Consider the following 20,639-nt stretch of genomic DNA (forward strand, 5'->3'; position numbering starts at 1 on the left):
GCCAGATTTCCGTTAAAGGAGCCGAGAATGCAGGTTTTACATGTCTGTTCAGAACTTTTCCCGCTGCTGAAAACCGGCGGGCTAGCTGATGTGGTGGGGGCATTACCGGCAGCACAGATTGCAGATGGAGTGGATACGCGCGTTTTGATCCCTGCGTTTCCGGATCTGCGCAAGGGCATTACCGACACGGAAGTCGTCGCTGAGCTGCAAACTTTCGCCGGCCCCGTGCGGCTGCATTTTGGCCATTTTAATGGGGTTGGTATTTATCTGATTGAAGCTGAGGGGCTGTACGATCGGCCCGGCAGCCCCTATCACGATGAAAACCAGTTCGCTTATCCGGACAACTATCTGCGCTTCGCGCTGCTCGGCTGGATAGGGTGTGAAATGGCCTGCGGGCTGGATACCGCCTGGCGTCCGGATATCGTTCACGCCCATGACTGGCATGCCGGTCTGACCTGCGCCTATCTGGCGGCGCGCGGTCGTCCGGCGAAGTCAGTATTTACCGTGCATAACCTGGCCTATCAGGGTTTGTTCTATGCGCATCATATGGATGAGATCCAGCTGCCGCCATCTTTCTTCGATATGCACGGGCTGGAGTTCTTCGGGCAGATCTCCTATCTCAAGGCGGGGCTGTTCTATGCCGATCATATTACCGCGGTCAGCCCCACCTATGCGCGGGAGATTACGCAGCCGGAATATGGCTACGGCATGGAATCGCTGCTGGCGGAGCGGATGCGCGAAGGACGGCTGAGCGGCATTCTTAACGGCGTCGATCCGCTGATTTGGGATCCGGCGCACGACCTGTTGCTCAACGCCCGCTATAACCGCGATACCCTTGACGCCAAGGCGGAAAACAAGCGTCAGCTGCAAATCGCCATGGGGCTGAAAGTGGATGACAGCGTGCCGGTGTTCGCCGTGGTCAGCCGCCTGACGAAACAGAAAGGGCTCGATCTGGTGTTGGAGGCGCTGCCCAGCCTGTTAGAGCAGGGCGGGCAGCTGGTTCTGCTGGGCGCCGGCGATGCGGTGCTGCAGCAGGGCTTCCTTGCGGCGGCGGCGGAGAATCCCGGCAGCGTGGGCGTGCAGATCGGCTATCACGAGGCGTTCTCCCATCGCATTATGGGCGGGGCGGATATCATCATGGTGCCGAGCCGCTTTGAGCCTTGCGGCCTGACGCAGCTATACGGCCTGAAATATGGCACGCTGCCGCTGGTACGGCGCACCGGCGGCCTGGCGGATACGGTTAATGACAGCTCGCTGGAAAACCTGGCGGACGGCATCGCCAGCGGTTTCAGCTTTGAAGACAGCAACGCCTGGTCGCTGCTGCGTGCGATTCGGCGCTCATTTGTACTGTGGTCTCGTCCTTCACTATGGCGCTATGTGCAGCGTCAGGCGATGGCGATGGACTTTAGCTGGCAGGTAGCTGCACAGGCCTACCGGGATCTTTATCAACGGTTGTTGTAACCTGATTTGGGATACTTGCTATGAACGCACCTTTTACCTATGCCTCACCCACGCTGACGGTTGAAGCGTTAAAGCACTCTATTGCCTATAAGCTGATGTTTACGCTGGGTAAAGATCCTTCCACCGCCAATAAACATGAGTGGCTGAACGCCTCGTTGCTGGCGGTGCGCGATCGCATGGTAGAGCGCTGGCTGCGCTCCAGCCGCGCCCAGCTCTCGCAGGATGTGCGTCAGGTCTATTACCTGTCGATGGAGTTTCTGATGGGGCGCACCCTCTCTAATGCGCTGCTGGCGATGGGGATCTATGAAGATCTGCACAGCGCGCTGGAGGAGATGGGGCTGGAGCTGGGCGAACTGATCGAAGAGGAGAACGATCCGGGGCTGGGCAACGGCGGACTGGGACGGCTGGCGGCCTGTTTCCTGGATTCGCTGGCGACGCTGGGGCTGCCGGGTCACGGCTACGGTATCCGCTACGATTACGGCATGTTCAAGCAGAATATTGTCGACGGGCGTCAGGCGGAATCGCCTGATTACTGGCTGGAATATGGCAACCCCTGGGAGTTTCAGCGTTTCAATACTCGCTATAAGGTGCGTTTTGGCGGGCGGTTGCAGCATGAGGGCGCCCGGGTGCGCTGGCTGGAAACCGAAGAGGTACTGGCGATGGCCTACGATCAAATCGTTCCCGGCTATGACACCGACGCCACCAATACGCTACGGCTGTGGAGCGCCCAGGCGAGTAATGAGATCAACCTCGGTAAGTTTAATCAGGGCGATTACTTTGCGGCGGTGGAGGATAAAAACCACTCGGAAAACGTATCGCGCGTGCTTTACCCGGATGATTCCACCTATTCAGGGCGCGAACTGCGTCTGCGGCAGGAGTATTTCCTGGTTTCCGCAACGGTGCAGGATATCCTTAATCGTCACTGGGAGATGCACAAAACCTTTAGCAACCTTGCCGATAAAATCGCTATCCATCTGAACGATACGCATCCGGTACTGGCGATCCCGGAGCTGATGCGTTTGCTGATCGATGAGCATAAGTTCAGCTGGGATGACGCCTTTGAGGTAGTTTGCCAGGTTTTCTCCTATACCAACCATACGCTGATGAGCGAGGCGCTGGAAACCTGGTCGGTGGATATGATCGGCAAGATTTTGCCGCGACATCTGCAGATCATTTTTGAAATTAATGACTACTTCCTGAAAACTATTCAGGATTACTATCCCAATGACTGGGAACTGCTGTCACGTATTTCAATTATTGATGAAAATAACGGACGTCAGGTGCGCATGGCCTGGCTGGCGGTGGTGGTCAGCCATAAAGTAAACGGCGTTTCCGAGCTGCACTCTAACCTGATGGTGCAGTCGCTGTTCGCCGATTTTGCCCGCCTTTTCCCCGGTCGCTTCTGCAATAAAACCAACGGCATTACGCCGCGTCGCTGGCTGGCGCTGGCGAATCCGCCGCTGTCGGCGGTGCTGGATGAAGTTATCGGCCGCAACTGGCGTACCGATCTTAGCCAGCTGGAAGATATCAAGCCGCAGATCGATTATCCCGCTTTTATTGAAAAAATTGCCGATGCCAAGCTGGCCAATAAGCAGCGTCTGGCGAGTTGGGTGGCGAAAAATATGGATATCGTGCTCGATCCGCACGCGCTGTTTGATGTGCAGATCAAGCGTATTCATGAATATAAGCGTCAGCTGCTGAATGTTCTGCATGTCATTACGCGCTATAACCGCATCAAAGCCGATCCGGATGCGGACTGGGTGCCGCGGGTAAATATCTTTGCCGGCAAGGCCGCTTCCGCCTACTACATGGCAAAACATATTATCCATTTGATTAATGATGTGGCGAACGTTATTAACAGCGATCCGCAGGTAAAGAACCGGCTAAAAGTGGTGTTTATCCCCAACTACAGCGTTAGCCTCGCGCAGATTATTATCCCGGCCGCCGATCTCTCGGAACAAATCTCGCTGGCAGGAACCGAGGCATCAGGCACCAGTAATATGAAGTTTGCGGTTAACGGCGCGCTTACTATCGGTACGCTGGATGGCGCCAATGTGGAAATGCGTGAGCACGTCGGTAAAGAGAATATCTTTATCTTCGGCAACACTGCGGCTCAGGTTGAGGCGCTGCGCCGCAACGGCTATAACTCGCGTGATTATTATGAAGGCGATGCAGAGCTGCAGCAGGCGTTAACGCAAATCGCTACCGGCGTATTTAGCCCGCAGGAACCGGGACGCTATCGCAATATCTACGATTCGCTGGTGGGACTGGGCGATCACTACCAGCTGCTGGCTGACTATCGCAGCTATGTCGATACGCAGGACCGGGTAGACGAGCTTTATCGCCAGCCGGAAGAGTGGCAGCGCCGCGCGGCATTAAACATTGCCAATATGGGCTATTTTTCTTCCGACCGTACCATCCAGGAGTATGCTGAGGAAATCTGGCATATCTCTCCTATTCGCCTGTAGCGGCGCGGGCAGGGCTGTTAAGGCTTTTATCCGCTGACAGCCCTGCTTCCCCTGTCGATGCGGCAGACGATTAGCGGAAAAGCTAATTCAGGCCGCCAGGCCTCTTTCCGTTTGCTTATTATATTTTTTCTATAGATTTATCCTGGACGATGGATGAGATTTTCTTTCCTGGAATATATCAAAACGATCTGATGAGAGAGACGGAAGGGTTTTTAAAACCCTCAGGTAATGATAAGAGGAATTGCAGGCTCCTATAGCTTGAATAATTTTTTATTTATTTGGTTGAAAATAAATATTTCCTTCAGGTAATTTATCAGATGTATTGGTTTTTCCCCTCAGGACAATAGAGATTTATCCTGGCTGAAGCGGATGAAGAATACAGGACGAGTCTGTTGTAACTTCCCCTACCTTCACGATATATTGGCGCCCTGTGCATTATCTCATTTTGATGCGCCCTGTGTTGCCTGAAAGCACATCAACTAACAGGCGCTGTCGCTGGCTAACAGAGAGCTGTCCTGTATTTGAAGGCGATTGCTGTTGATCGTAAGATTCAGGCGATAAAGCTAAAACATCGGGACACGGATAAAGTCGCGTTGTAAAAATAAGCAATTAACTTTCCGTAAATAAGATATCTCAGTAGGCTAACGGGTTAGCAAATTCGGTAAACAGACAGCTGTAAACTTCTTTGTGAGATTTTTAAAGCATTACTGAGCGTGGCTGTGAGTTATTATGCGCCCGGCCAAAGAAAAAATGAGATTTTTTGTTAAAAGAAAATAGTTCAATTTTCTGTGAGTTTCTCTGAAGCGTTTTCAGCAGGTAATGTTGCAAGGCGTCAGGGTTGTACTGGGTTGGAAAATGTATGACCATAAACAATGATAAATGCTCTCAATGGAAGCTGAACAAATAAAGATAGAAAGATTTCTATTGAAATAAAAAATAGATGGAGCTTGCAGCAAATGAATGAGGCTTGTAATGATGAGATGATCTTTAACCTGGGGGAAGGAGTTAAGTTTTTGCCGGGAGAAAGATGCATCGTCAATGAATCAGGCACAGTTATTGGCTTATCGGAGAATAGTTACCGCTTTTTATTACTGATACTAAATGGCGAAACGGATAAGCAAGCAATAATTAAACAGGTCTGGCATGAACAAAGAGGCTCGGTTAGCGATAGCAGCTACTATGGCCAGATTTACATGCTCAGAAAAGCGTTTAGCTTAGTGGGTTTACCTAACTCACTAATAAAAACCATTCCCCGTAAAGGCGTAAAATATATGGGGAAGGTAGAAAAGAAGGCCGCGGACGCCGCGGCGAATGCCGTAGCGGGGGAAGCTATCCTGCTTGATAAAGCCTGTATGCTGGAAGAGAGTCAGGAAGTCAATGCCATACGGCTGGAAGAAGAAGATAATCAGCCGGTATTGCCAGCAGAGGAGGCGCCGCAGACCCGCGAGAGCAAGGATATGGCGCCATGGTATAACTCCAAACGGTGGAACTTTTTCATTACCGTTCTGGCCGTTATCGCCGTGTGTTGGTTGACCACTCTGTTGATGGCCGTTTTCTATTTTTTCAGATAAACAACGATTTTTGATAGTAATTGATAATTACCAATGGTTTCGCTAAGGACTATTAAGAGCGGTGCTGCTTAACTATGCACAGTCTGAGGCCGGAGTGCTTTTAGACAAAATTTACTCTCTATATTTTAAGGAAAAAATGGATGAATAGCTTAACCAAATTATACGTAGCAGCTCAGGTTCGTTTAGCTCAGTTCAGCAAAAATGAGAAGGGTGTTACTGCTATTGAGTACGCACTGATTGGTGTAGCTATGGCTACTCTGTTAGCCTTTGTTCTGGGCGATCAGGACAGCGGTTACCTCGGTGCGCTGAAAGAAACCTTCACCAAAATCACCGACGCTATCCAGAGCGTAACCATCGATAAATAAGTTTTAAAGTATTTAATACAGAGTGAAATAAATTTGTATTGCTGCAGGAATAGCCTATATTCCTGCAGCCTTTCTGTTATATTAACAATGGTTCAGGATGTGAACATAATAGTCTGGCTGATAAACATAAATTTTATTGCTATTTCTCTGTTGTTAATAGTTATTGCCTGGCAAGACATAGTCCGCCGGACCATTACTCATCGTAATCTTCTTTTTCTCCTGCTGTTATTAATTCCTCTTTTACTGTTGCGACATCAGACACCTAATATTTCCGCTGCCCTCTTGATCCTCCTGGTGGGTTTTGTATTATTCATGGTCAACGTGATTGGCGGTGGCGATGTTAAATTTGTTTCGCTGCTTTCTCTTTCTCTTCCCCATCGTGAAGTAATAATATTTCTATATACGATTGCTTTTCTCGGAGGGATAGTAACGTTAACTGGTTTGATTTTTTTCCGTCGTCAAATTCGTGAGCAGGGAGTGCCATATGGTGTAGCTATATCACTGGCTTATATCCTGGTTTATCCCTTACCTCCATTTTTTTCTCTTTATCAGGACTACCCATGAATCACAGGATGATTTTCTTTCTTTCAATAATTGTTATCGGCGTTGGTATTGCCGGTATCGTATTGCAAAAGAATCAGGCACCGACAAAAAAAACAGTAGTCTCAGCACAGCAAGAAAATAAAAGTAAAGTTATTGTTGTAGCAGAGGCAACAAGGGATCTGCAGGCCCACGATATTTTAAGGCCTGATGATTATCAGTTAAGGTCTGTCGAAATAAATAAAGACGCTAACGATATTCGGGACATTTCTTCTGTAAGCGCAAGCGGCCTTGATGGTTTCCTGTTGCTCAATAATTTATCAAAAGATAGCGCCATTCTGCCGGAGATGGTGGCATCGCCGAACAGTAAGGACTTTATTTATCGTAGCCTTAAAAGCGATGAGCTCACCTATGCTTATCCTGTAATGCAGCAGGAAGATTACCTTTTATCTTCTCTGTCGCGGGGACAGAAGGTGTCGATCTATATTCGCCTGGCGGAAATTGAGAAAGATAAAACAAACTCGGTAGGGCTGGTTTCCGAAGGAAATTCCGGCACCTCAAAACAGATGAAAAAGTTTTCTCTTAGCAAGGTAACAGATGCTTTAACTATCCTCGACGTTAAGAAAGAGGAAAAGAAAGAGGATCAGCGTAAAAGCTATAACCGGGACGAGCCGGTGGGCAGCATTATTTTACGCATGAATCAGTCACAGCTGGCTAAGCTGAGAGTGGTTGAAAAAGCAGGGGATATTCTTCTGTTCCCGGCGGATGATAATATTGCGAATTATGAAAAATATAGAATGGATGAGGTTTTACCTCAATTTGGCTCAGTCAGGGAATTAAGGGGCGGAAAGTGACGTATCGTGAACATTTAGCAATATCACCGATGTGCCAGGGGATTAACGCTTTAAGGGTCTTAATCTTTATCACCGCCATCTTATTTTGTTTCAGTTCGCTGGCGCGTGAGGTTTATATGGAGCCTGGCGATTCTCAGTCGGTACAGGTGCAGGGAAACATCGATACCGTCTTTATTTCCTCTTCTGAGGTGGCGGATTATGAGGTGATCGGCGATCGCAGCATCATGGTGTATGCCAAAAAACCTGGCCATACCGATTTACTGGTATTTGATAAAAGCGGCGAGCAAATTATGAAGAGCTCGCTGATCGTCGATCCGATCTTAGGCGCGGTACAGAAAAAAATCTCGCGCGTGGCACCTGACAGTTCGGTCTCCATCCAGAAAATGGGCAAAAGCTACATTATTAGCGGAACGGCTGCCAATGAAGAACAACGCGATATGATTTATCAGATCGTGGGTGAAGGCGTCGGCGCCAAGCGGACCGTGTACAAAAAAGAGCTTGCTGAGCTTGACAGCTCCAGCGGCAGCAGCAGTGACAGTAACGACAACAGCTGGCTGGAAGAGACCGTCTACCAGGAAGTGATCAACAAGCTGCAGCTGCCGATAACCAACCAGGTCAACGTTAAGCTGTCGATTGCGGAAGTCTCTAAATCTTTTACTGATAATGTGGGGCTTGACTGGGGAACGACATCAGGCGGGACAGCAACGACGCCTGGCACCTTCCGCTTTATCAAGTTTGACGCCAATACGCTGACCAGCCTGGTTCACGCTATCAGCAATGATTCCGTGGCGCGCGTTCTGGCGGAGCCTAACCTCTCGGTGCTTTCTGGCGAAACCGCCGAATTTCTGGTGGGCGGCGAAGTTCCCATTATTACCAGCTCCAATAATGGCGTAAGCGTGCAGTATAAGGAATTTGGCATAAAACTGAATATTGGCGCCAAGGTCAGCAACAGCAAGCGTATTCGCATTATGTTGGGCGAAGAGGTCAGTAATGTCGACAGTACCTTTAAAACCAGCGGCGGGGACAGTTTTCCCACCTTTAATACGCGGCGTGCGCGCACCACGGTTGAACTGGCCGATGGTGAAAGCTTTCTGCTGGGTGGCTTGATCAGCAATAACGAACGCGAAGAATTAGCTCGTCTCCCCTTTATCGGCGATGTGCCCATTTTAGGCGCGCTGTTCCGCAACGCGAAAACGGAGCGTACTCGTGGTGAACTGGTAGTGGTCGCTACCGTTAATTTGGTGAAGCCGATAGGCATGCGTGACGTGGTGTTACCCGATTTCCAGCGTACTTCCACCTGGGCCCGTTTCCTGAACTTTGACGGCATTAATAATCGCCGCGATCGTAAATTAGCTCAGGATTTTGTTGAACAGGGAGGATTTATCAAATGACGCCAGCTAAATATTTATTATCCAGCCTGTTTGCTCTTTTTCTGGGATTTAGCGCCAGCAGTCAGGCTGAAACCTATGGCCTGCCGAAAATAAATGAACAGCAGCTGGTTTTAAGCGACCAGGGACAAATTGCGCTGGAGATTATGGCAGGGAAAATTATTACGCAGACCCGCCCCGATTTTTCAGGCTACGTGCGTCTGATCTGGACCGGCGATAACTGGTCTGCGACCGCTAAGCAGTTAAGGCATATGCTGATTAATAAAGGACTGTCGCCTGAACGCGTTATGCTGGCGCAGGAAAGCGGCGGTTACCGCAGCCAGAATATTATGGGAATTCAGGTGTTGATTCAGCGCTTTGCTTTGCGTTTGCCTGAATGCACCTATGCTATGCAGAACTATCGCTTCCGTCTACGCGATGAGCAGGGATGTGCGCTGAATAATACGCTGAATTCTTCCATTATCAGTTCTTATCCCTATAATTTTTAAGGAACGGCGCAGATGTTGTTATTTCCGCAGAAAGAAGAGAAAGCCGCTTTTACAGAGAAGACTTTCTATGTACTCTCTGCCCGTGCCGATGTGAATGAACGTCTCTGCCAGATGCTGCATCTGGCAGGATTCAACCAGATTGAATCACGACATCAGCGTATCGGGCAGATCGGCAATCTGGAACTTTCTCCGCATGCTTACGGCGTTATCATTGATATTGAGAACCTGGAGCAGACGGATGATATTATTACCGCAGTACAGGCGATTGTGCCGCGCAATGTCTGGTGTTGCCTGGTGGGCGATAGCGATTCTATTGTGCTGGCGCAGATTTTTTCCCGTCACGGGCTGTTCTATTTCTATCTGAGCGCGCAAAGCGAAGATTTGATCCAGGCAGCGATGAATGGCGTAGTAAAAAAGACGCAGCGTAAGGCTATCGCTATCAGCGTGTTAGGGTGTAAAGGCGGTAATGGTAATACCGCCATTTCCTGGGATTTAGCCAACAGAATTTCCCAGCTGCGCAAAATGCCTACGCTTTTTATTCAGGGCGGCGCAGGTTCGCAGGATCTCGATCTGCTTATTGGCTGTAAACTGGTACAGGAAATTAATCCGGTTAATAAAAACCTGGATGCCATGAGCTGGAAAGAGGAAAGTTTTCCTGAAGTAGAAAGGGAACTATTCGATAAATACAATTTCCTGATCATGGAAGAGTCTATTGTTTCAGCCGATAAAGAAGTATTGCGTCAAATTGCTGAAAAATCTTCCTGCCTGATCGCATTAATGGATCGTTCTATGGCCTCGATTCGTATCGTAAGGCACATTATGGAAATCGTTGACGCCATTAAACGCTCCCAGCGCGCCCCAAAACGCTTGATTCTGTGCCTGAATGACAGCCGGCCTGTCACGATGGATATGCTGAGTCTGGAAGATATTCAATCACTGCTCGGCCGCCCGATTGATATCTATTTCCCCTATCGTAAGAAAGGTTTACTTTCAGCGTTGCCTTTTTTACAGCGTGAAAGACCGCCGATTGAAAGCTTAACGTTAAAGGTATTAGGTGAGTCTGAACCGGTAAAAAATCCACTGTTACGCCAGTTCGGGGGCAGGAAAGGGAAGCGCTAAATGGATATTAGCATTGAAATACAAGAGACGCTGCGCGACGGCGTCCTAAAAAATATTGAAATCAATAAGATTGAGCATCTTTTAAACGATCGCTCCTTATTATTAGTCGAAATGAATCGACTGCTTGAAAGAGTTATTGAACAGCAAAACATTTATCTTAACAGCCAGGCGCAGCATAGCATGGCTGAAATGATGGCTGATGAAATTATCGGTTTCGGTCCGCTTCGTCCGCTGCTGGAAGATGATACCGTTAGCGATATCCTGGTAAACGGGCCCAGCCAGATTTACGTTGAACGCTTTGGTAAACTGGAATTAACCAATTGCCGGTTTATTAATAATGCGCAGTTAACGGATATCGCCAAACGCCTGGTACAGCGCGTGGGGCGCCGCCTGGATGAAGGGCGGCCCTTGGTCGATGCGCGTTTGCCGGACGGGAGCCGTCTGAACGTGGCTATTCCGCCGATCGCTCTGGATGGCACCTCCATCTCTATTCGTAAATTTGGTAAAAGCAACATTGAGCTGTCGGATCTTATTCGCCTTGGCGCGATGAGCGGGCAGATGGCGAATTTCCTGATTATCGCCGCCCGCTGCCGCCTGAATATCATTATTTCCGGCGGTACCGGTTCAGGGAAAACCACGTTGCTGAATGCGTTATCAAAATATATCGATCCCAGCGAACGTATTATCACCATGGAAGATGCGGCCGAACTCAGGCTGATGCAGCCGCATGTCCTGCGTATGGAGACTCGCCTTGCCGGCGTGGAGAACACCGGGCAAATTACCATGCGCGCCCTGCTGATTAACTCCCTGAGGATGAGGCCTGACAGGATCATCGTTGGTGAGTGCCGCGGCGAAGAATCTTTTGAAATGCTGCAGGCGATGAACACCGGTCACGACGGATCGATGTCGACGCTTCATGCCAATAGCCCGCGCGATGCCATTTCACGTCTGGAGAATATGGTAATGATGGCAGGGATGCATATTCCGATTGAATCTATCAGAAGGAATATTGCCTCTGCGATAAACATTGTTATCCAGGTATCAAGATTAAATGATGGTTCTCGAAAAATAATGAACATTAGTGAGGTTATGGGTATTGAAGGCGATCGCGTTGTTCTGCAGGATATTTTTACTTTTCAAAGCCATTCTGAAAGGGATGAAAATGGAAAAATAGTGGGCGAATTCATCAACCATGGGCTGCTGGTGCGTTCTGCTGCTATGCAAAACGCCATCATGTTTAACCTGAGTGATGAGCTAAAACAGATATTTAGCATGGAGTAAGCAATGCCCTACTTTATCCTGCTTTTCGGGATTGCCGTACTGATTGTCAACGCGTTCCGCTGGCGGAAACTTATGCGGGCGGTAGAGCATAGCGCTCCGCCGCGCCAGAGATCGTCGCGGCTTTCCAGCCTGTTTTCTTTATGGCAGGAATGGAAAAGGTATGCCCTTGGCGATGGCTCGTGGAAAGCCATGAAGGGGTTGCTGATAGCGCTGGCGGCTATTGTATTGCTGCTCCTGCTGAATGCTAACTGGCTTGATTTCGATAACCTGATTTTTATCCCGCTGGTGCTGATCGCCGCGGTCATTATACAAATTCGTGTCGGCAGAACCCTGCGCCGGCGCGAGTTTGAAAACCGTTTTCCTGAAGTGCTGTCGGTGGTTAACGCCGCCGTGTCTGCGGGTAACGGTATCCAGCAGGCGCTGCATCGCTGCGGGGAAGGTATCGACGGCGAGCTGGGGCTGCTTTTTCACCGCATCGATCGCCGTCTTACGCTGGGCGAAGAGCCGGAACGCGTGTTTAACGACGCCTGGCAGGAGTATCGCTATCGGGAGTTTTACTTCTTCGTGATGGTGATGCTGGTGAGCTTACAGCGCGGCGGCCAGCTGCGCGCCCTGATTAGCCGCCTGTCGAGGGTGATTACCAACAGTAAGAACATGGCGCGCCGCAAGGCGGCGATGACCTCTGAGGCGCGCATGTCGGCCAAGATTGTTGCCGCCATTCCGTTACTTTTCTTCTGCGGAATGAAATATTTTAGTCCGGAGAACTTTGATTTTATTATCGAGGATCCGATAGGGCGGATAATTTTATATTACGTGATTGCCAGTGAAGTCGTGGGCATAGGTATTATCTGGCTGATGATGCGGAAGGCGACATAATGACATCCTTTTTTATAATTATATTTTTCACGGGCATAGTTTTAGCTTATTTAGCATTACGTCAACAGCAGCAATGGAAACAGAAACGTAAGATTATCGATCCTGACAATGAAGAGCGTAAGCTTTTATCCAAGGCTTTGCTGGACTATGAAGCGCTCATTATTGCCAACAGCAGCTGGCTGAGTTTCCTGAAGCGTATGGATGAAAGCCTGTCATTGAAGTTTCGCATTTGCGGCGCCATTGCCCTGCTGCTGTTACTTTGTAAATGGCTGGGATTTATTGAAATAGAGATGAAGGGGCTGGCGATGTGCGTGTTGCTGGCTCTGGTTGTCGTTATCGTTCTGCCGGGCATATTGATTCGTCCGGGCGTGACCAACAGCATTAAGAAAATGATGGATGCGCTGCCTTACTTTGTCGATTTGACGGCGGTATGTATCCAGGCAGGAATGACGGTAGAAAGTGCGGTGAAGTTTGTTGCCGAGCGCTCTGACGATCTTGATAAAAATCTGGCCAGCCTGATGCGCTACCTTACCAAACGTGCGGAGGTCAGCGGTCTGGAAGATGCGTTAACGGAGATATATCATTCAATAAATATTACCGAAATGCGTATGTTCTGCGGCACCTTGCAGCAGAGCGTACACTACGGCACCTCGCTGTATGATAATTTGATGGAACTGTCTAAAGATATTAGAGAGTTACAACTTCTTGATTCAGAGGAAAAAATAGGGAAGCTGTCCGCTAAGATGAGCGTCCCTTTGATTCTGTTTGTTATGTTTCCCATTACGGTACTGATTGCCGCGCCAGGTATTTTAAGGATTATTAAAAATGGACTTTTCTAAAAAAATCACAATTTGGGCAATCTGCGCCGCCTTATTAACGGGCTGCGTTGCACATGCTCCTAAAGATGCTGCAGACGTTACTTATCAGGAAGATATTTTACTCAAAGCGAAAAATTACAGCGGGCTTATTACGCTTTACCGTAGCTGGCTGAAAAAGAAAGAAGATCCCCAGGTAAGGATGAAGCTGGCTGGTTACTATTACCAGGCGGGAGATTACAAAAACTCACTTTATATTTTACAGCCGCTTTATAACAAGCCGGATATCAGTATCTATACCCTGCAGGCAAAAAATATGATCGCGCTGGGCGATTATAAACAGGCTATTCGGGTAACGGATAAAATGATTCAGCACGAGGCGCAAAGCGCGGAAGCCTATAACCTGCGCGGTATTGCTCTGGCGCTCTCCGGTAAGCTGGAGGAAGGGCAGCAGGCGATCGAAAAATCCCGCTCTTTATTTATCGCCGATGATGTTGCGCTTAATAACCTGGCGATGGTGGCGATGCTGGATCGCCGTTATCAGGAAGCGGTTGGCTTGCTGTTGCCGCAGTACCTGCGCGGCAGAAAGCAGGGACGTCTGCTGCATAATTTAGTGCTGTCGCTGGTGAAAGTTGGCGACCGGCGCTACGCCCGCAGCATTATTGAAACGGAAAACCTTTCGGACAGGCCGGATGAGCTGATTGACGCCCTGGCAAAAATTACTCCCGGCGGTAAGGAGATAGGCTAATGGGACGGCGATGGAAAGCAGCTCGTCAAAGCAGATTTCTTAAAAATCAACAGGGGATCGCGACGATTGAGTTCGCCTTAACGGTGGTGATTTTTATCTGCATGTTCCTTTTTGTAGTAGAAATCGCCCGGCTGGCTTACGTCTCGTCCGTTATCGATCTGGCGGTATCTGAAGCGGCAAAAGAAGCTAAAAACGCGCCCGCCGGCAGCAATGGCGGCTACCGTAGTCGCTTTGAACAGCGTCTGCTAACCCAGGGTGGGACGTTCTGGAGCTTTTTAACCCGTGAGGATGCCGTCTCCATCAATATCGCCTTTGCTACCTCAATAAGGGATATGATCGATAACGGCGGCGATACGTCGAACTATATTAAGCGTCCCATCGCCCGTTACCAGGTGATTTATCATTACCACCCAATGTTTTTTCCTTTCCCCGGTGCATGGGCGAATCAATTTTTGAATCGTGAGGTGATCTTTGTCCAGGAATATGAACGTTCGAAATTTATGGACTGATCGGCGTGCGGCGGTTTCCGTAGAGTTCGTAATGATCTCTATCGCGCTTATCGTGTTTACGTTTTTTTTAACCGATTTAATTATCCGGCAGGCAACAATAGGAAAACTGGATCGGGTTTCCTATTCCGTTTCGGGTATTTTGCGTGAGCGCATTCAGCTTTTTGACGCCCGCGAAACGTTAAATCAGCAGGATGTGGAGCTGGGCGTCGAGCTGGCTGAGCGTATGCTGAAGGATATGCATACCAATGTCGATCTTTCCAAACTGGCTATGCAGGTGGAAGAGCTGCACTTTGAGGATCCGATTAGCCTTAATGACGAGCGTAAACAGGTAAAACTGTACCGTAGCTGGGCTGGCGGAAACAGCGCTACCGGCTGTCGGGCTCCGCAGCCGTTAAACCAGATGACGCAGTTAACGCCCAAAGGCAGCTACGGGCGCTGGGTGCCTTTATATCAGGTGACCGTTTGCCTGCCGAATAACAGCCTGTATACCCGTTTAACATCAACGGAGCAGAAGCCGGTACTCTCTTCCTTCGCTATTGTGATGCTGCGGTGATAAATGAAGATAACGTTTTTACTTTTGCTGCTGCTGTTAGCGCCGGGGCTCTCCCTGGCGCAGTCGCGGGCGGTGGTTTTCATTGATTCGGAGCAGGCGGAGCAGGCGACTTTAGCGGAAGAGCTTAACCTGATGCTCTACTACAGCCCAACGCTGCGCTCAAAATTGCAGGTTGAGCTTTTTGACATTAACCCGCGGGGCGTCGCCTTCTCCGGCAATCTGGTTTATCAACTTGATCGCAACGGGCAGGCCGTATCTCGCTATCGCCCGGATTCTTTACCTTATCTCATCTGTCTGGATGAAGACAAAGAACGCTTAAGGATAGTTTTCGCGAAAAAGGAACAGTTATGTCTGTGCGTACAAACTTGTTAACGGCGCCAGCGCGTTTTTGTGCCGATCGACGCGGAGCATTTGCGATTAGTTTCGCTATGCTCGGCAGTTCATTACTGGCATTAGCAGCTTTTGGTTTTGAGGGATCGCGCTATATCACCGAGCGCGCAAGGTTATCTGACGCTATGGAGCAGGCGGCGCTGGCCTTGACCGCAGAAGATAACGGCGAAGGCGCTGCGCGCAACTATTCGTTGTCCAGCGACTATTTTCGCGCCTACATGCGCCATGATAAATCCGTATTCAAGCCCACCGTGATTGTGAAGCGCGGAACCTCAGCGACTAACCACAATCTCTCCTACGTTGAATATCGCGTCAGCGGTCAGACGCTGCAGGATTCATGGTTCTCCTCCTCGTGGTTCCCCAGCTTTGATAAACAAGTAAAAATCGGCGATAACGGCGCGGCGCGTAAGTATCGCTCCAATATGGATGTACTGTTTGTTACGGATTTCTCCGGCTCAATGAATGAGAGTTTCGGCAGCAGTACCAAACTGATGGAGCTGAAGCGTATCGTATTACAGCTTTCTGAAGAGCTTTTCGCCTATGATATGAGCAATAAGGTTGGCTTTGTCCCGTTTGGTTGGGGCGCCAAAAATGGCGGCAACTGTGATTTACCCTTTGTGGTTAACAGTGCGGTGCCGCCTAACCTTATCTCTTCGAACGATAAGCTTACCAGTCTTGAAAGATACGTTAATATCTCTGGCACCGTCGCCTCGATTCCGAACAAGGTTAATCAGATCTACATTCCATTAGCGCAGGCCTCAAAGGACGCCTGTTTAAATGAAAGTAGTTCCTGGAAAGTACCTTTAACCAGCGACTATAACCAAATCGCGCAGATTAACGGCATGACGGCCAGCGGCGGTACGCTGGTGAGTACTGGCCTGTTGCTGGCTACGCCTTATCTGGTTGAAGGCACCGAGTCGCGTAAGGTGATGGTCATTGTTTCCGACGGCACCGACGATCCTAACACGGTGCAAATTACGCCCAAGTTAATTAACGCCGGCATGTGCGACAGAATCCGTGAGGTAATTTCCACCGAGGAATCCGTAGGGAAAATCACCTTTATTGGTATTAACTATGCGCCCACATTCGACTGGAAAAGATGCGTCGGTGAGAAAAACTTTTACCTGCCGCAGAATATTAAAGAGCTGGAAGACGATTTGCGTCGGGCGGTATTTGAAGAAGTAGGACATAATGTTTTGAAAGATTGATAAAGTCTGAAGTCGGTCATTTCCGATCCTGTTCATAGTTCTCATAAAAATAACAGCTAAGGCTGTTATTGAGAGATTTTATAAGGGTAAATAAGGATAATTTAAGTGCTTAACTTTCACAAAAGGCTTAGCATTCGCTTCGTAGTTATCCATAGCCTGTTAATAAAGCGTGGATAGTTGCAATGATATGAAAGTAATTATTAGCTGGCGTTTAACGGGCTGCTTTAACTGTAACGCCAGCAAATCTTTCGTATTAATTATTCCCGTTCCATTTATGATTAAGGATTGATTTTTAAATGAAAACAAAATTTATGCTCTCTGTATTGGCTGGTCTGGTAGTTTCTGCTTCAGCAATGGCTTCTACCCCTGCCAGCTACGATACTAAATTCAACGTTAGCGCAAACGTACCGGACAGCGTGAAAATCACCGATCCGGATGGCCGTCCGGTGACTGAAGTTGACGTAGTTCTGGAAGCTGCTCCGTCTGGTAAAATGGAAGCAGAAGTTCGCGATCTGAAACTGTGGAGCAACAACGTTGCTGATACCGCTGTTCAGCTGGTAATGGATGACGCTGGTATGGCTACGGGCGAAGCTTTCACCCTGTTCAATACCGATGGCGGCACGATGAAGTCTATGACTTATAAAATCGCTACCGCTACTACTGGCGGTCCGCAGGAGTTCGTAAACTCAGGCGACAGCAATAACTACAACCTGACAGTTAACGGCACCCACGCCGAGCTGCCGGTTGCGTTCCAGTTCACCTCTATCGATAATTACGATACTCTGGGCCAGGGTCACTATACTGGCGTAGTTTACGCTAACGTAGTTGCTAACCCGTAATAATTCCTTTAAAGGATTGGGGCAGTCTACGGACTGCCCTATTAACATATGATTACTAATAACTATATTGTCGGACTGGGTGCGGCAATTCTGTTATGGAGTCAGGCTGTATTATCTGTTACTCGTTCACAGGTAGATTTAGAGATTTCAGCAGAATCTATACCCAAAGTCACAATTTATTATGATGGTAAGCCTGTTGATGGCAAAGATATTGATTTTCCACTGGCTATTGGCAGCACATCAAGGAAATTTGAAAATACTTCACCACTAATTCATTTAGTAGGGAATGTTGACCAGGCTGATATTATTTTTACCGATAAAGAATTTAAATTATTACACGCCAATGGCGATCAAAACAGCATAGCACTCACTGGTAGTTTTATTTTTAAGAAAGTAGAAAAAGAATCTACGCAAACTTTACGCATGCCGGTAATAAAGAAATTAACTCAGGGCTCCACTGAGAATGGCGTAAAGATCCGTTTTGTTTCTGAACATCTGGCTGTTGACTATGCTAAAGGTAAATACGCTAATACTTTTACCTTAATGGTTTCGCCGATCCTTTAATTTTTTAAGAAACGCTGGGGAATATGAATAAGACAATAAAACTTATAATATGCTTGCTGGGGGCTGGCTCAGGAGGCATCACCTTCCCGTTGTTGGCTTCTGATATTGCACTCCCGGACGGGTTTGAAGATATTTTTGATGCCAGGCAAAATGGCGTATTCAATATTATCTACACTGACATCTCTATTGCGTCGATTGCCGTAGAATTCGATCGTCGTGAGGTTCGGCTGCTGGCGCCCTCGGTAATTGTTGAGCAGATTACCGCAGAGGATATGCCAGCGTTAACGCTATCAAAAGAGGCGCTGTTAGAGAAACTGTCAGCGCCTTTAATGCGCGTAGGCAAAGAGGCCTACGCCGAAAAAGAGATTGTCGCCAGCCTTGATGAATCGGATGCGTCGCTGCGCCTGATTTTCCCGGCCTCGTACTTTAAGGCGAAAGAAGAGGCTTATGAACGCACCTATGTGCCTTATCGTAATCAGGCAGGGTTTGTTCATAGCCATAACCTTAACTATTTATCGGACAGCTATAGCGACAGCCTGAGCGTATCGGCTGTAGATACGCTTAACCTGACCGGCAATAGTTATATTAAGGGAGCGTGGAGCTATGCCGAAGGAATTAATTTTAACCTTGACGAGCTGGCGCTAAACCTTGAGCACAACAATACGCGTTTTAAGGCGGGGCGTCAGCGCTTAACCGGTAACCTGGACGACAGTACGCCGTCCATGAACTACAGCTTCTATAACTCCGTCAGCTATGATGGCGTTTCATTAGGCTATATGCTGGATGGTTATCTCGATCCCGGCAACGGCGCCGCCACGCCGGTGACGGTCTATTTACCGCAGGCGGGAACGGTTGAAGTTTACCGCAGCGGACGCCTGATCGATCTCCAGCAGTTTCCTGCCGGCCTGCAGCGTTTAAACACCGATTCCTGGCCCAGCGGCGGTTATGACGTCACGCTGGTAGCCAAGCTGAATAGCGGCAGCCGGGAAGAGAAAGTGCAGCCGTTTTTTAAACGCAACGGCAGGTTTCGTTCCGGTGACATAGAATACCTGGCCCAGATGGGACGTTACGATCAGCGCCGCGGCGCGCTGGCCTCCCGTACCTTCCGTGGAAGCTGTAACAGCGGCTGCGATAACTATAAGCATGGCATTGGCGATAACTATTTCGCCAATCTGTCGCTGGGTTATACCACCGAGTCAGCCTTCTCCTTCGGGGGCGGGGTGCTAATGGATAACGAAACTGTCTACGGCAACGCCAGCATGGATATTCCGGTTAACAGCTGGTTTGCCCAGCGGTTATATGCTGATGCCGTTTACGGTGATGAAAATAGCTTCGGCTATCAGGTCGGCCTGATGAAAAATATTCATCGGTTCGGCCTGAACGTTAGCTATCGTGATAACCGATACCGCGGCGAGGAGAGCGAGTTCCGCCGTTTTGGTATTGTCCCCACCTACAATTTTGACTATCTGCAGTTTGGCGTGAGCGCCAATTTGCCCTGGAACGTGGGGCTGGGGGTAACCTACGGGCTTAATACGCTTTATCAGGACTACGGGCGCCAGCAAAAGTCAGAATTTGAAAGCTGGGATGTTACTTTAAACCGTGATTTTATGCTGTCCAATATGGTGAATTTACGCGTCGATTTAGGCTACCACCGCGGCGTTAATGAATTTACCAGCTTATATTCCAACGACAGCGCTACGGAAGATCGCATATTTGCTCAGCTGACGCTGGGATTACGCGAGCGTAGCTACAACCACTATCAGTCTCTTTATTTACGTTCGCGTTTTAACGACGACGGCAGCGACAAAAATCTTTATAGCGCCGACTATACGCTGGATTTAGATAATCCGGAGTTCGATCGCGGCGGAAGATATTCACTGAACGCCAGCTACGATCGTGGACCGGGTGAAAGCAATAGCGCCGGCGCCGGCGTATCCGTAGATAACCGTTACGGCTACAGTGCGGCAGGCATTACTAAGTCTTTTGGTAATAACAACTACAGCCAGCTCTATCTTTCACAGCGTAGCGGATTCGCCATTGGCGACGGAGAGATCGCTCTTGGGCGAATGGGCAACACTTCGGCGCTGATTGTCGATGCCCGCGACCTGCCTGAAGATCAATATTTTGAGGTGCGTAACCTTAGCGGCGAGCCGGTAGTGGTTAAGGGCGGCCAGAAAACAACGATGGGAATTGCCCCTTATCAGAAAGTAACGCCGAAGGCCGAGCAGATGTTTACCGGTAAGACGGATGCTTTTTATAACCTGACTACGCAATCAACTACGACCTGGGCGCGCCCGGGCCAGGTGTATCAGGTCAAGATCTCCGCCACGAAAAACCAGACGGTTACCGGACGACTTTATTATGACGGTCAGCCGATGGCTCATGCTCGCGTCGTGGGGGGTAACGCCATGTCCGATGAAGAGGGTTTATTTGTCGGTGACTTTACCTTGAAAACTGACAGCCGTCTGGAATCGCTGACGGTAAATAAAGAAGGGCAGGTTTATATCTGTCCACTGTTAGAACAAAACGTCCGGGTGGCCCAGGGCATAATGCAGATTCGTGAGGTTAATTGTGAAATTCAATAAAGGATTATGGTGGTCGT

The 20,639-nt window shown here is 48.9% G+C and carries 20 protein-coding genes; all 20 read left to right on the plus strand.

Annotation, left to right across the window (positions count from 1 at the left end):
* The first annotated feature begins 27 nt into the window (after positions 1–27).
* A complete protein-coding gene (glgA, locus tag FKM52_RS11880) occupies positions 28–1,461 on the plus strand; it encodes a glycogen synthase GlgA (protein WP_141176392.1) in 1,434 nt (477 codons plus the stop codon).
* A gap of 20 nt (positions 1,462–1,481) precedes the next feature.
* A complete protein-coding gene (gene glgP / locus FKM52_RS11885) occupies positions 1,482–3,929 on the plus strand; it encodes a glycogen phosphorylase (RefSeq protein WP_141176393.1) in 2,448 nt (815 codons plus the stop codon).
* Between the two features lie 956 nt (positions 3,930–4,885).
* On the plus strand, positions 4,886–5,500 hold the full coding sequence (locus FKM52_RS11890) for a winged helix-turn-helix domain-containing protein (protein ID WP_141176394.1): 615 nt from the start codon (positions 4,886–4,888) through the stop codon (positions 5,498–5,500).
* Positions 5,501–5,640: 140 nt separating this feature from the next.
* Positions 5,641–5,865, plus strand: a complete 225-nt coding sequence (locus tag FKM52_RS11895; RefSeq protein WP_141176395.1) for a Flp family type IVb pilin — start codon at positions 5,641–5,643, stop codon at positions 5,863–5,865.
* A 99-nt stretch (positions 5,866–5,964) separates the two neighbouring features.
* A complete protein-coding gene (locus FKM52_RS11900; RefSeq protein ID WP_246085526.1) occupies positions 5,965–6,429 on the plus strand; it encodes an A24 family peptidase in 465 nt (154 codons plus the stop codon).
* A complete protein-coding gene (locus FKM52_RS11905; RefSeq protein WP_246085527.1) occupies positions 6,426–7,259 on the plus strand; it encodes a CpaB family protein in 834 nt (277 codons plus the stop codon). The genes FKM52_RS11900 and FKM52_RS11905 overlap by 4 nt, the downstream gene beginning before the upstream one ends.
* Before the next feature lie 29 nt (positions 7,260–7,288).
* On the plus strand, positions 7,289–8,650 hold the full coding sequence (locus FKM52_RS11910) for a type II and III secretion system protein family protein (protein WP_281284987.1): 1,362 nt from the start codon (positions 7,289–7,291) through the stop codon (positions 8,648–8,650).
* Entirely contained in the window at positions 8,647–9,135 is a 489-nt protein-coding gene (locus FKM52_RS11915) for a hypothetical protein (protein WP_141176397.1), read from the plus strand. Before FKM52_RS11910 ends, FKM52_RS11915 begins: the two co-directional genes overlap by 4 nt.
* Positions 9,136–9,147: 12 nt before the next feature.
* On the plus strand, positions 9,148–10,254 hold the full coding sequence (locus tag FKM52_RS11920; protein ID WP_141176398.1) for a CpaE/TadZ family protein: 1,107 nt from the start codon (positions 9,148–9,150) through the stop codon (positions 10,252–10,254).
* The gene (locus tag FKM52_RS11925; RefSeq protein ID WP_141176399.1) at positions 10,255–11,535 is read left to right on the plus strand and encodes a TadA family conjugal transfer-associated ATPase; all 1,281 of its coding nucleotides are present in this window, start codon (positions 10,255–10,257) and stop codon (positions 11,533–11,535) included.
* 3 nt (positions 11,536–11,538) lie between these two features.
* A complete protein-coding gene (locus tag FKM52_RS11930; protein ID WP_141176400.1) occupies positions 11,539–12,411 on the plus strand; it encodes a type II secretion system F family protein in 873 nt (290 codons plus the stop codon).
* A complete protein-coding gene (locus FKM52_RS11935) occupies positions 12,411–13,250 on the plus strand; it encodes a type II secretion system F family protein (RefSeq protein WP_141176401.1) in 840 nt (279 codons plus the stop codon). Before FKM52_RS11930 ends, FKM52_RS11935 begins: the two co-directional genes overlap by 1 nt.
* On the plus strand, positions 13,237–13,974 hold the full coding sequence (locus FKM52_RS11940) for a tetratricopeptide repeat protein (protein WP_141176402.1): 738 nt from the start codon (positions 13,237–13,239) through the stop codon (positions 13,972–13,974). Before FKM52_RS11935 ends, FKM52_RS11940 begins: the two co-directional genes overlap by 14 nt.
* Positions 13,974–14,483, plus strand: a complete 510-nt coding sequence (locus FKM52_RS11945) for a TadE/TadG family type IV pilus assembly protein (RefSeq protein ID WP_141176403.1) — start codon at positions 13,974–13,976, stop codon at positions 14,481–14,483. The genes FKM52_RS11940 and FKM52_RS11945 overlap by 1 nt, the downstream gene beginning before the upstream one ends.
* On the plus strand, positions 14,458–15,036 hold the full coding sequence (gene tadF / locus FKM52_RS11950) for a tight adherence pilus pseudopilin TadF (RefSeq protein ID WP_141176404.1): 579 nt from the start codon (positions 14,458–14,460) through the stop codon (positions 15,034–15,036). Before FKM52_RS11945 ends, tadF begins: the two co-directional genes overlap by 26 nt.
* A gap of 3 nt (positions 15,037–15,039) precedes the next feature.
* Positions 15,040–15,408: a hypothetical protein gene (locus tag FKM52_RS11955; protein WP_141176405.1), complete on the plus strand. Its 369-nt coding sequence runs from the start codon at positions 15,040–15,042 to the stop codon at positions 15,406–15,408.
* Positions 15,384–16,634, plus strand: a complete 1,251-nt coding sequence (locus FKM52_RS11960; RefSeq protein ID WP_141176406.1) for a TadE/TadG family type IV pilus assembly protein — start codon at positions 15,384–15,386, stop codon at positions 16,632–16,634. Before FKM52_RS11955 ends, FKM52_RS11960 begins: the two co-directional genes overlap by 25 nt.
* A 296-nt stretch (positions 16,635–16,930) precedes the next feature.
* Positions 16,931–17,473: a hypothetical protein gene (locus FKM52_RS11965; RefSeq protein ID WP_141176407.1), complete on the plus strand. Its 543-nt coding sequence runs from the start codon at positions 16,931–16,933 to the stop codon at positions 17,471–17,473.
* Between the two features lie 48 nt (positions 17,474–17,521).
* A complete protein-coding gene (locus tag FKM52_RS11970) occupies positions 17,522–18,037 on the plus strand; it encodes a hypothetical protein (RefSeq protein WP_141176408.1) in 516 nt (171 codons plus the stop codon).
* Between the two features lie 89 nt (positions 18,038–18,126).
* Positions 18,127–20,622, plus strand: coding sequence for a TcfC E-set like domain-containing protein (locus tag FKM52_RS11975; RefSeq protein WP_246085528.1), 2,496 nt, complete (start codon positions 18,127–18,129; stop codon positions 20,620–20,622).
* Positions 20,623–20,639: the final 17 nt, after the last annotated feature.

This window comes from Mixta tenebrionis, from assembly GCF_006517625.1.
Lineage (GTDB): Bacteria > Pseudomonadota > Gammaproteobacteria > Enterobacterales > Enterobacteriaceae > Mixta > Mixta tenebrionis.

Coding starts and splice junctions, on each gene's coding strand:
- glgA (WP_141176392.1), top strand. CDS start 28: ATGCAGGTTTTACATGTCTGTTCAGAACTTTTCCCGCTGCTGAAAACC.
- FKM52_RS11960 (WP_141176406.1), top strand. CDS start 15,384: ATGTCTGTGCGTACAAACTTGTTAACGGCGCCAGCGCGTTTTTGTGCC.
- tadF (WP_141176404.1), top strand. CDS start 14,458: ATGAACGTTCGAAATTTATGGACTGATCGGCGTGCGGCGGTTTCCGTA.
- FKM52_RS11965 (WP_141176407.1), top strand. CDS start 16,931: ATGAAAACAAAATTTATGCTCTCTGTATTGGCTGGTCTGGTAGTTTCT.
- FKM52_RS11955 (WP_141176405.1), top strand. CDS start 15,040: ATGAAGATAACGTTTTTACTTTTGCTGCTGCTGTTAGCGCCGGGGCTC.
- FKM52_RS11945 (WP_141176403.1), top strand. CDS start 13,974: ATGGGACGGCGATGGAAAGCAGCTCGTCAAAGCAGATTTCTTAAAAAT.
- FKM52_RS11905 (WP_246085527.1), top strand. CDS start 6,426: ATGAATCACAGGATGATTTTCTTTCTTTCAATAATTGTTATCGGCGTT.
- FKM52_RS11970 (WP_141176408.1), top strand. CDS start 17,522: ATGATTACTAATAACTATATTGTCGGACTGGGTGCGGCAATTCTGTTA.
- glgP (WP_141176393.1), top strand. CDS start 1,482: ATGAACGCACCTTTTACCTATGCCTCACCCACGCTGACGGTTGAAGCG.
- FKM52_RS11935 (WP_141176401.1), top strand. CDS start 12,411: ATGACATCCTTTTTTATAATTATATTTTTCACGGGCATAGTTTTAGCT.
- FKM52_RS11890 (WP_141176394.1), top strand. CDS start 4,886: ATGAATGAGGCTTGTAATGATGAGATGATCTTTAACCTGGGGGAAGGA.
- FKM52_RS11910 (WP_281284987.1), top strand. CDS start 7,289: ATGTGCCAGGGGATTAACGCTTTAAGGGTCTTAATCTTTATCACCGCC.
- FKM52_RS11925 (WP_141176399.1), top strand. CDS start 10,255: ATGGATATTAGCATTGAAATACAAGAGACGCTGCGCGACGGCGTCCTA.
- FKM52_RS11915 (WP_141176397.1), top strand. CDS start 8,647: ATGACGCCAGCTAAATATTTATTATCCAGCCTGTTTGCTCTTTTTCTG.
- FKM52_RS11940 (WP_141176402.1), top strand. CDS start 13,237: ATGGACTTTTCTAAAAAAATCACAATTTGGGCAATCTGCGCCGCCTTA.
- FKM52_RS11930 (WP_141176400.1), top strand. CDS start 11,539: ATGCCCTACTTTATCCTGCTTTTCGGGATTGCCGTACTGATTGTCAAC.
- FKM52_RS11920 (WP_141176398.1), top strand. CDS start 9,148: ATGTTGTTATTTCCGCAGAAAGAAGAGAAAGCCGCTTTTACAGAGAAG.
- FKM52_RS11895 (WP_141176395.1), top strand. CDS start 5,641: ATGAATAGCTTAACCAAATTATACGTAGCAGCTCAGGTTCGTTTAGCT.